Annotated in this window: 7 protein-coding genes; 1 reads left to right on the top strand and 6 read right to left on the bottom strand. The window is 75.1% G+C overall.

Going from position 1 to position 10,058, the window contains the following annotated elements:
• Positions 1–579 precede the first annotated feature (579 nt).
• Positions 580–1,776: a M23 family metallopeptidase gene (locus tag Sdi02f_RS36085; protein ID WP_107087391.1), complete on the top strand. Its 1,197-nt coding sequence runs from the start codon at positions 580–582 to the stop codon at positions 1,774–1,776.
• A 115-nt stretch (positions 1,777–1,891) separates the two neighbouring features.
• Here the strand turns inward: Sdi02f_RS36085 and Sdi02f_RS00405 are convergent, their stop codons facing one another.
• The 6 genes from Sdi02f_RS00405 to Sdi02f_RS00380 form a co-directional block, all read right to left on the bottom strand.
• A complete protein-coding gene (locus tag Sdi02f_RS00405) occupies positions 1,892–2,617 on the bottom strand; it encodes an ABC transporter permease (protein ID WP_234319822.1) in 726 nt (241 codons plus the stop codon).
• Complete coding sequence (locus Sdi02f_RS00400) at positions 2,610–3,587, bottom strand: ABC transporter ATP-binding protein (RefSeq protein ID WP_030403445.1); 978 nt, start codon at positions 3,585–3,587, stop codon at positions 2,610–2,612. Before Sdi02f_RS00400 ends, Sdi02f_RS00405 begins: the two co-directional genes overlap by 8 nt.
• A gap of 70 nt (positions 3,588–3,657) precedes the next feature.
• Complete coding sequence (locus Sdi02f_RS00395) at positions 3,658–4,842, bottom strand: S8 family peptidase (protein ID WP_053639241.1); 1,185 nt, start codon at positions 4,840–4,842, stop codon at positions 3,658–3,660.
• A gap of 265 nt (positions 4,843–5,107) precedes the next feature.
• Positions 5,108–5,842: a response regulator transcription factor gene (locus Sdi02f_RS00390; protein ID WP_108932477.1), complete on the bottom strand. Its 735-nt coding sequence runs from the start codon at positions 5,840–5,842 to the stop codon at positions 5,108–5,110.
• A 138-nt stretch (positions 5,843–5,980) separates the two neighbouring features.
• Positions 5,981–6,664, bottom strand: coding sequence for a helix-turn-helix transcriptional regulator (locus Sdi02f_RS00385; RefSeq protein WP_234328467.1), 684 nt, complete (start codon positions 6,662–6,664; stop codon positions 5,981–5,983).
• A 472-nt stretch (positions 6,665–7,136) separates the two neighbouring features.
• Complete coding sequence (locus Sdi02f_RS00380) at positions 7,137–9,962, bottom strand: helix-turn-helix transcriptional regulator (protein WP_108932476.1); 2,826 nt, start codon at positions 9,960–9,962, stop codon at positions 7,137–7,139.
• Between the last annotated feature and the right edge of the window lie 96 nt (positions 9,963–10,058).

The raw sequence follows: 10,058 nt of genomic DNA, 5'->3' as shown, positions 1-10,058 counted from the left end.
GCCCGTCGGACCCACTCCGACCTGGCCTTCCGCCCGTCCGGACCCGACAGCGGCGACCGCGTCGAGACGTCGTGACGGGCAGGCGGCACAAGAATCAATGCATCACGCATCTCCATACCCGAAGCCCCCGTACATGCGCTGTTTCCCTGAGTTCACCAGGAATGGGAAGAACACTCGCCCGCTCCCTCGCGGGGCGGCGGCAGTGGCTTCACTCGTTCCGCATCGGTGTGCATGTTCGTCGACTCGAACGAACGCTGTCAACAGATCCGGTCCGCCGCCGGGAACCGCCACCGGATCGGTATTTCCACTCCACCGCCGCCACTGACCTGCGCGGATTCAGAATGGCACCGCCCCGATTCGCGCGGGCCGGTCCGGCTCACGCGTCGCGGAACTAGGAGAAAGTCCATTCATTGGTTTCACCCCGGGACGCCCGGGTGTGCCCCGGGGTGAGGTGGGAAAGCCCTACGTGGTGCGGTCACGCGCCACCCGCCCGACCCGTCACAAGCCCGCACCCCGGCCTCCCGCGGCCCCCGCGGGCGCCCGCCGCACAGCGTTCCTACCTCTCCGGGAGCCCCGTCCATGGCCCTTGCACTGCTGACCTCGGCCCTGCTCCTCTGCCTCCTGGTGGCCGTCCACCGGTACCTGTACCGACGGCTCGTCAAGGACGTGACGGTCCCGGGGAGCCGGGGGCGGCGCCTCGGCGCGGCGCTGGCGTGGCTGCCGGCCGCGCTCACCCTGCTCGTGCTGACGGCGGGTCCCGCCGAGCCCTCCCCCGGCGTCCGGTGGGTCGCCGCGCGCGTCGCCGCCGTGTGGCCGACGCTGCTGCTGTGCCTGACCGCCGCGGTGCTCCTCGGCGAGGCCGTCCGCCCGCTGGTCCGGCGTCTCGCGGCCCGCCGGGCCGCCCCCGCTCCGGACGCGGTCCCGCGGGAGCGCGAGGGCGGGGCCGCCGCGGGCGCGGCCGGGCCCCGGGCGGCCGACGACGATCCCGCGCGCAGGCTCTTCGTGGCCCGCACCGTCGCGATCGGCGCCTCCGCCCTCGCCACGGGCACCGCGTCGGTCGTGCTGGCCCGGTCGGGCGAGCCGGCCGGACAGGATCCCCGGGCGGCGGGCGTGACGATCGCACTGCCCTTCACCGGCCCGTGGCAGGTCAGGAACAGTCCGGGCCGGCGGGTCCCCAGCCATGGCACCAGCCTCCTCGGCAGCAGTCACGCCATCGACTTCGTCGCCGTGGACGAGCGGCACCGCACGGCGGGGACCCGGTCCTGGCGGACCTTCCTCGCCACCGAGCCGCCGGAGCTGTTCCACGCCTTCGGCCTGCCGGTGCTGGCCCCCGTCGCCGGGCGGATCGTCGCCGCCCACGACGCCGAGCCGGACCACGAGGCGCGGCGGTCGCAACTGGCGCTGGTGCCCTACATGCTGGGGCAGGGGGCGCGGCTGCGCGAGGGGGTGCGCGCCATCGCCGGGAACCACGTGATCATCGCGCTCTCCCCGAGCGGTCCGTTCGTCGCCCTGGTGCACTTCAAGGCCGGTTCGGTCCGCGTCGCCGTCGGCGACACGGTGTCCGTGGGCCGGCACATCGCGGACTGCGGCAACACCGGCAACTCGACCCAGCCGCACGTGCACGTCCAGGCCATGGACAGCGCCGACCTCTCCGTGGCCCGGGGGCTGCCCATGCGCTTCCCGGCGTACCGGGAGTGGAACCGGGGGCCGGGCGGCGGGTTCCGTGTCGTCGAGGGGGCCGCGCCGCGCGAGGGGTCCGTCGTGGAGCCGTTCTGAGGTCGTTGCCCCGCGGGCCGGCGTCCGGGGGAACGGGTGCGGCGGCAGGGACCCCGGGGACGGCGGACGGGGCGCCGGGCGGGAACGTCCCCGCCCGGTCGCCCCGTCCGCGCGGTCAGGGCCTGCGGGTGATCACCCGGTGGGTCAGCAGGAACCCGCCGAGGGACCAGGCCGCCAGGACGGCGAAGGGAAGCCCCGAGACACCGTCCGCCGGGGTGGCGAGCGTGTCCCGGACCGCCTCGGCCATGTACTGGAACGGGAGCACCGTGTGCACGGACTCGAACCAGTCCGGCAGCCGGGAGGCCGGGAAGGTGATCGGCGAGAACATCAGCGCCACGAAGACGACGAGCTGGGACATCAGCCGGGCGACCGGCGGAGCCATTCCGTACCCGATGCCGTATCCCAGTCCGATGGCCGTGAAGGCGGTCAGCAGGACGGCCGGCAGCACCAGCGGGCTGATGTCGAGGTCCAGGTCGAAGCGCAGCGCCGCGACGACGAGCGCGGCCACCATGCCGGGCAGCGCGGTGAGCAGCGCGATGGTGGCGTCCGAGGCGATCAGGGCGCTTCTGGGCACCGGCAGGGAGCGGTTGAAGTCGAAGATCCCCTCCTGCTTGGAGGACGCCACCTCCTGGGGGCCGATCACCATGCCCACGGTGATGAGGCCGAGCACCGGGGCACCGGTCGCCAGGTAGAGCGCGGTGGCGTCGTCCATCTCGGGCACGAGGTAGGCGAATCCGACGATGATGCCCACGGCGAGGCAGGTCTGGATGACGAGGTTGAGGGGCAGGGTCGCGCGGCTGCGCAACGCGGTCCATCCCAGCAACAGGCCGTAACTACGCAACCAGTGAGTCACCCTTCTCCCCCTCTTCCGTCCCCGGTCCGCCAGGGGTGTCCTCGCCGCCGACGAGTTGCAGGTACACGTCCTCCAGGCCGACCGGCACGAGGGCGAACTCGTCGATCTGCCCGGCGTCGCGCAGCTCCTGGGCCCAGGCGAGGGCCGTCGAGGCCGCGCCGGAGGCGATGGGCACCGCCATCCGTCTGGAGGCGACCAGGGGCGGCCCCTCGACGGGGAGCCGGGCCGGCAGCTCCGGCAGGCGGTCCGGGACGGCCGCGGTCAGTTCCAGTCTGAGGTCGCCGGGCGCCCGGGACCGCAACTGGGCGGCGGTGCCCTCCGCCAGCACCTTTCCGGCGCCCATCACGACGATGCGGTCCACGCTCCGTTCGGCCTCCACCACGTTGTGGGTGACGAGGAGCACCGCGTGCCCGCGGTCGGCGAGTGCGCGGATCTGCCGCCACAGCAGCCTGCGGCGCACGGGGTCCACGTCGTTGGTCGGCTCGTCGAGCATGGCGACGCGGCCGGGCTCGGCCGCCGCCATGCCGTAGGCGGTCAGCCGGCGAATGCCGCCGGACAGCCGTTCCCCGGTGGTGTCGGCCCACGTGCCGAGGTCCAGCGCGTCGATCAGTTCCCCGGTCCGCTCGGCGGCGGCCCGCTTGTCCAGGCCCCGGATCCGGGCCATCGTCCTGATGGCCTGTCGGGGGGTCACCCCGGTCAGCGGGGCGTGGCCCTGGGGCATCACGGAGACCACCCGGCGGGCCCGGGCGGGTTCGGCGACCGGGTCGCAGCCGTCGACGCGGATGGTCCCGGAGGTGGGAACCACGAGCCCGGCCACCTGGTTGATCAGCGTGGTCTTCCCTGCTCCGTTGTGCCCCAGCAGGCCGACCACCTCGCCGGCCTCGACGCTCAGGCTGATGCCGTCGTTGGCGCGGGTGCCGTCCCGGTAGCGCTTGACGAGGTCTCGGATGGTCAGCAAGGTTCCGCCCGGTGCCGTGGAGGGGTGCGAGTGGGTCGGGGCGACATCGGGGTGTCGCGCGGGCTCGGCGTCACGGTGCGGTCCTCAGCAGCTTGTCGGCGGTGCCGGCCGGTACGCCGGTGAGCGCGTTCTTCACGGCCCGGTTCTTCAGGGCCTTGTTCACGGCCCGCGGGGAGGCGTTCGGCCGCTCGCCCAGCAGGAGCGCGGCGGCGCCGGAGGCGTGCGCGGCGGCGACCGAGGTGCCGGACTCGGTGGCGGTGCCTCCGCCCGGCCGGGCGGAGGGGATGTCCACCCCGGGGGCGTAGAGGTCCAGCCCCTTGCCGTGGTTGCTGAACGGGGCGACCCGGTCGTCGCAGTCGGAGGCACCGACGGTGAGGCCCTCGGCCACCCGGGCCGGCGAGGAGTCGGCGAGGTCGACGCCGTCGGCGCCGGCCGACATCACGTACGTGACCCCGGCGCCGATGGAGCGGCGCACCGCGTCGTCGAGGACCTCGCTCGGCGGGGCCCCGATGACGAAGTTGGCGACCGAGGGCCCGTGCGCGTGCTCGGTGACCCAGTCGATCCCGGCCACCACCCCGGCGAGGGTGCCGCCGCCCTGCGCGTCGAGCACCTTCACCGAGATCAGCCGTGCCCGCTTGGCGACGCCGTGCTCGGTGCCGCCGATGACGCCGGCCATGTGGGTGCCGTTGCCGTGCTCGTCGCCGCCGTCGCCGCCGAAGGCGTCGAAGCCGAACTCGGCGCGGGGCCTCAGCTCCGGGTGGTCGTAGTCGATGCCGGTGTCGATCACGTACACGTCGACGCCCCGGCCCGCCGAGCGGGGGTAGCTGTAGGAGCCGTCGAGGGGCAGCGCCCGCTGGTCGATCCGGTCGAGCCCGCAGGACGGCGGGGACGACTGGGTCGCCTTCGGGGAACGGGCACGGTGCACCACGGTGTTCTGCTCGACCAGGCGCACCCCGGGGTCGGCGGCCAGGCGCCGGGCCTGCCGCTCGCTCCCCTCGACGAGCGCACCGCGCAGCGCGTGGTCGAACGTGTCGCGCACCCGCACCCCGTAGGCGCCGGCGAGGTCGGGTTTGGCTCCGTCCTCGAAGACGACGAGGTAGCTCGCGTCCACCGCCCGGTCGCTGCCCGCGTTGACGACGGTCGCGGCATCGGCCGCGTGTACCGGGGCCGCCGTCGCGCCCACGCAGAGCAGGGTGCCCAGGGCCAGGGCGGTGATCGGTGTGGGACGGCGACGGGCGAGCCGTTCTGACGACATTTCTGTCCCCTCGAGAGAAACGTTTTCACTTGGCGGGGGCCGCGCGGTGCGCTCCCCGTGGACCGGCTCCGCGGGCGTCGCGGACGCGCCGCCGGACTTCGCCGACCACGTTCCCCCGTGCGGTGGGCGACGCGCCGGTCCCGGCACCGATCACTGAAAGAATTCCCAGACCTGCGGGCCCCGGCTTGCCCCGGCGGTCGCGGGGCCGCACGGCGTTGCGGCCCCTCCGCGGCGGCCGGGGCAGGGCCACGGTCCGCACCGGCCGTCAGGCGTGGGGTCCGGTCTGGCGGATCCGGTAGAGCCCGTCCTCGGGGGAGTCCACGAGGCGGGAGGGTGCGAGCCGTTCCCTCAGGGCGGCGAGCCGGGCGGGCACCGTCGCGCGCAGGGACGCCCGCTGGGCCCGCACGATCTCCTCGACGATCCGGTCGGCGCTCAGTGCCTCGCCCGGTCGCCGGGCCAGCGCGGCGAGGATGTCGAACTCCTCGTCGGGCAGTTCGGTCGGGGCTCCGTCGACCAGGACGACCCGTTCCCGCAGGTCGACCCTGACCCGCCCGGCCAGCAACAGGTCCGGCGGCGGCTCGTCGGCGACGTCCTCGGCGGGGCCGGGCCGGGGGGCGCCCCCGGCGGCGGCGGGCCCGGCCGGCGCGTTGCGGCGTACGACGGCCCTGGTGCGGGCGAGGAGTTCGGCCAGGTTGTAGGGCTTGACGAGGTAGTCGTCGGCGCCCAGGTCGAGCGCTCGCACACACGACTGGTGATCGTCTCGTGCACTGGTCACGAGGATCGGTACGGTGCCGGTGGCGCGTATCGCGCCGCACAGCCAGTAGCTGTCGCAGTCGGAGAGGGCGAGGTCGAGCAGGACCGCGTCCGGCCGGGCCCGCTCCAGCAGGCCCAGGGCGGCTCCGCCGGTGGACGCGCACACCGCCTCGAGTCCCTGTTCCTCCAGAGCCGCGCCGAGGGCCACCGACACCCGTTCGTTGGGCTCAACGACCAGTAGTTTCACATCATCCTCGTTCAGGCGTGCTCGATGTCCGGGGTGCTCGGTGTCCGGGGCGCCCGGTGTGCCGGGGTGCCCGGTGTGCCGGGACGCGCGAGGTCCCGCGGTGCCCGCCGTCCTGACGTGCCCGGCGTGCCGGCCGGCTCAACGGCCCGAGGTCTGGCGCTGCGACCGGGGACGGCCGCCCCCGCCGCAGCCGGCCTCCGCCGTCTGCTGGTCCGAGCGGATGCAGTCCGGGAGCACCCTCGGCGGCCAGGCCCCGAGGCTGAACAGCCCCATCGAGTACGCCTTCGCCGCCAGTGCCGTCCGGTTGGGCACGTCGAACTGCCTGAGCAGCATGCCGACGTGGTACTCGATGCCCTGCCGGCTGAGGAACAGCTTGGCCGCCAGACGCACCGTCGGGTCGCCCGCCGCGACGCCTTCGAGGACCTTCGCACTGAGGGGGGCCAGCTTCCACCGGGAGCCGTCCCGCGCCGCGCGGTCGTCGGCCGTCGTCTCGGGCATGAACTGGACGACGATCATCTCGACCCGGCCGGCGTCACCGGTCACCGGGAACGCGGTGACCCGGCCGGACACCGTGGTCCCGTGGACGGACAGGACGAGGGAGTGCCCGACGAGACGGGAACGGTGGCCCTGCACGAGCCTCCCGAACTGACGCAGCGTCTGCCGGCGCACACTCGGGTGCAGGAACTCGACGAGCTCGCGTCCGCGCAGTTCGTCCGGCCGCCGGGCGCACCGGGGCATCAGGGGACTGCTGACGGAACGCACCCGCAGATTCGGGTCGAGGACGGCGAGGGCGATTCCGGAGTGCTCGAAAAAAGACCGCAATGCGTCGCGGTACTTCTCGCTTCCTATTTCCGCGTCGTACCGGGAAGAATCTATTTCCTGCAGCGTTTCGACGGGGCCCGGACATGCGCCGCGGAGCGTAGCACACGCTTCCGTCGCACGAAAGGGCCCCTCTACCGTGCCGGTCTTCGCGTGGGCCATACAAGCCCTCCTTCCCTCCTCCAGGCGTTCACTGGCTGCGAGCCAGGCTACGGAGCGGGAAGGTCGGCGTGCAATCGAACCGGGGGCTTGCGGCGAAAGACTGTGGTCGCCTCCGCGCGGGTTCGGAGAGACCGTCACCGGGCACCGGCAAAGAGCGGGAAACGACCCCCGAAAGCATTCGGCACCCTCCGTCCCACCAGGATTTTCCGGCATTTCGACCCACATTTTCCGTGACGGCCGGGGCGGAATCCGCTCTACCCGCGAGTAACCCGTTCGGTGCACCGGTCAGGTACCGCCGGCCGTCGGCCGCCGGTCACAGTCGGTCGGCGAGCACACCCGTACCGAAGGCCGCCCTGCCCGCCATGCGTCGCACCGCCGGGACCAGCCCGGACCTGCCGTCCACTTCGAGCCGCTGGTACAGCCTGGTGAGGATCTTCTCCACCGCGCGGCGGGTGACTCCCAGCGCGTCGGCGGCGTCCTGGTTGGTGTGACCGAGGGCGACCAGCGAGGCGACCCGACGCTCGGTGTCGCTCAGGGTCCCGCAGGCCACCGGGGCGTCCGCGTACGGCGGTGCGCCGGGCGGCAGCGGCTGCCGCACCTCGGTCCAGCGCCGCAGCACCGCCTCGCCCGTGGCCTCGGCGATCCGGTCCGCCTCCGCGAGGATCTCCTCGTGTCCCGGCCGTCCGGCCGCCCGCATCCGGTTGCCGTACGCCGTCAACGACCGCCCCAGTTCCAGCCGGTTGGAGCTCGGCCGGAGGACGGCGACGGACTCGGAGAGCAGGGACAGGGCGTAGCGGCCGCGCACCACGGTGCCCCACATGCGCAGGATCCGGCCGAGCGCGCCCGGGGCGCCGAAGCGCCGCGCCCGGTCGCAGGCGTCGGCCAGGAGGCGCAGCGCGGCCTCCGGGTCGCCGACGCGGAGCAGCAGGGGCACGCACCACAGGTCGACGGGGAACAGGATCCGGTTGCACCAGCCCGCGGCCTGCGCGTGACGTGCCGCGTCCAGCAGGTCGGCGACCACGACGGGGAGTTCCCGTTCCGGGGTCAGGGGGATGCGCAGCACCCGCAGGGCGAGCCGGCACACCGGCTGTCCGGCGCCCGGTCCCTGGGCCAGCCGGTCGCGCAACCGTTCCGCCAGCCAGGCGTCGCCCGTCTCCACCGCCACGGAGGTCAGAGCGAGCACCGTCAGCCAGTCGTGGTCCTCCGGGGCGTCCGCCGACGGGTCCCGGCCCGGGTCGGGGAAGGCCGCGCAGGCCCTGCGCGCGTCCGCCCGTGCGTCGGCGGGCCGGCCCTCGTGCACGGCGGTGAGCGCGCGCCAGCTCAGCACCGCCGTGAGCAGCCGCCGGTCGCCGCGCCCTCGTGCCGTCTCGAGTGCCATGTCCAGCCAGCAGCGGGCCGGTTCGCCGGTCTCGGCGACGGCCGCGCAGGCGATCGTCAGCGCGCAGGCCGTGTACCGGGCGACCGCCGAGGCCGGATCGTGCTCCAGCAGCCACCGGGTGCGCCGGGCGACCTCGTCGGCCCGGAGCCGTCCGCCGTGGGTTCCCGCGAAGACCAGGACCGCGGTGAGCTCCCGCAGGGCCGCGTCGTCGGGCCCGGCGTCCGGGACGGGGGCGAGGTTCCGCAGCCGGTCGACGGCGTCGTCGTGGGCCGCCGGGTCGCCCAGACCCGCCAGGCGTACCCGGGCCTCCAGCCGCGGCCCGGGGTGCCGTGCCCGCGGCGCGCCCGGCACCGCGGCGGCGGCAACGGCTCCCGTGCCGGCCGTGGCCCGTGCCTGCCCCGCGGCCCCCGCGTCCGCGCCGGCCGCGGCCGGTGTCCGCGGGGTGTGCCCGGCACCGGCCAGTTCCAGCAGCTCGGCGACGGCGTGCGGGGCGGAGAGGAACAGGGTGAGCGGTACGCAGGAGACGATCGCGGCGCGCTCCTCCACCGTGCCCAGCAGGGGCAGGGCCTGGCCCACGTGCCGCAGCATCGCGGAGGTGTCGGCCTCGCGTTCCACGTCGGCGAGGGCGGTCAGCAGGTCGCCGCGCCGCGGGCTGTCGGGCGGGAACTCGCGCAGGGCGCGGCGCAGCCCCCGGGCGGCGAGCGCGTCGTCGCCGAGCCGCCACAACTCGCAGGCGCTGTCCCGCAGCAGTCCCGCGGCACCGGTCCAGGCGCCGGGGCCGACCTCCATGACATGGCGGACCACGCGCTCGGCCGGTTCCCCCGCGACGTACAGCAACTCGGCCGCCCGGCGGTGCAGTCGGCCCCGGTCGGTGAGCGCGACGCCCTCCTCCGCGGCCTCCCGGACGCAGTCCCACAGGACGGGCGGGGTCCAGCGGTCGGCCGCCCAGCCGAGGGCGGACAGGGCACCGGCCGCCCGGTCCGCCTCGCCCGGGTCCAGCTCCGCGAGGCGGGCGAGAACGGACGTCGGGGCCCCGCCGCCGAGGAGCGCGGCGCAGGCGGCGAGGCGGCCGACGGAGTCCGGGTGTCCGGTCAGGGCCGCGGCCACGCGCGACCGCAGGCGCCAGGGCGCCGGCCGGGCGCGGGCGAGGTCGAGCAGGCGTGCGCGGGCCGGGCGTTCGGCACGGTCCAGACGCTCCAGCAGCGAGGTGACGAGGGCCGGATTGCCTCCCGTGGCGCGGTGCCAGGCGCGGACCTGGCCGTCCGCGAGCACATGACCGTGTTCGCCGAGCAGCGCGCCCACGCCCTGCGGCCCGAGCGGTCCCGTGCGGACCACGTGGTCGGCCCGGAGCAGGACGTCCTGCACCCCGGGCGTTTCGGCGGCGAACTCGCCCTCGCACACGGCGACCACCAGGAACAGCCGGCCCGGCCCCGGGTCGGCGAGCAGCACGGACAGCCGGGCCAGGGCGGGCTCCCCCGCCCACTGCAGGTCGTCGACGAGCAGCACGAGCGGACGGGCGGTGGGATCGGGAAGGGGTGCGGCCGGGTCGCCGAGGAACAGTCCGCGCGCCAGCCGGCTGCCCCGGGCCCGGCGTACGACGCAGCCGGCCTGTTCGGCGTGGGCGGCGACCGCGTCGAGGAAGGCCGACCGTCCCGTGCCCGGAGTCCCGGTGACCGCCGTGAGCACCGTCCCGTCCGCCCGCAGGCCGTCCAGCGCACGCCGGACCGTGTCGAGGCCCTGTTCCCGCTCCAGGAGCCGCACGGAGCCTCCGTTCACCGGCCGAGCCGGTCGGTCGTGGGGTGCCCGGACCCGGCCGGCCCCGGCGAGCCGCCTGGACGCGTGGGCACGGGAGCGCCA

It is taken from the genome of Streptomyces ardesiacus (genome assembly GCF_003112575.1).
GTDB classification, from domain to species: domain Bacteria; phylum Actinomycetota; class Actinomycetes; order Streptomycetales; family Streptomycetaceae; genus Streptomyces; species Streptomyces ardesiacus.
Note: the sequence above shows the minus strand (reverse complement) of the source record. Positions and strands in the feature narration are given on the sequence as shown.

Bases quoted from the DNA above. Each gene is read 5' to 3' on its own strand.
- Sdi02f_RS36085 (WP_107087391.1), top strand. From the start codon at position 580: ATGGCCCTTGCACTGCTGACCTCGGCCCTGCTCCTCTGCCTCCTGGTG.
- Sdi02f_RS00395 (WP_053639241.1), bottom strand. From the start codon at position 4,842: ATGTCGTCAGAACGGCTCGCCCGTCGCCGTCCCACACCGATCACCGCC.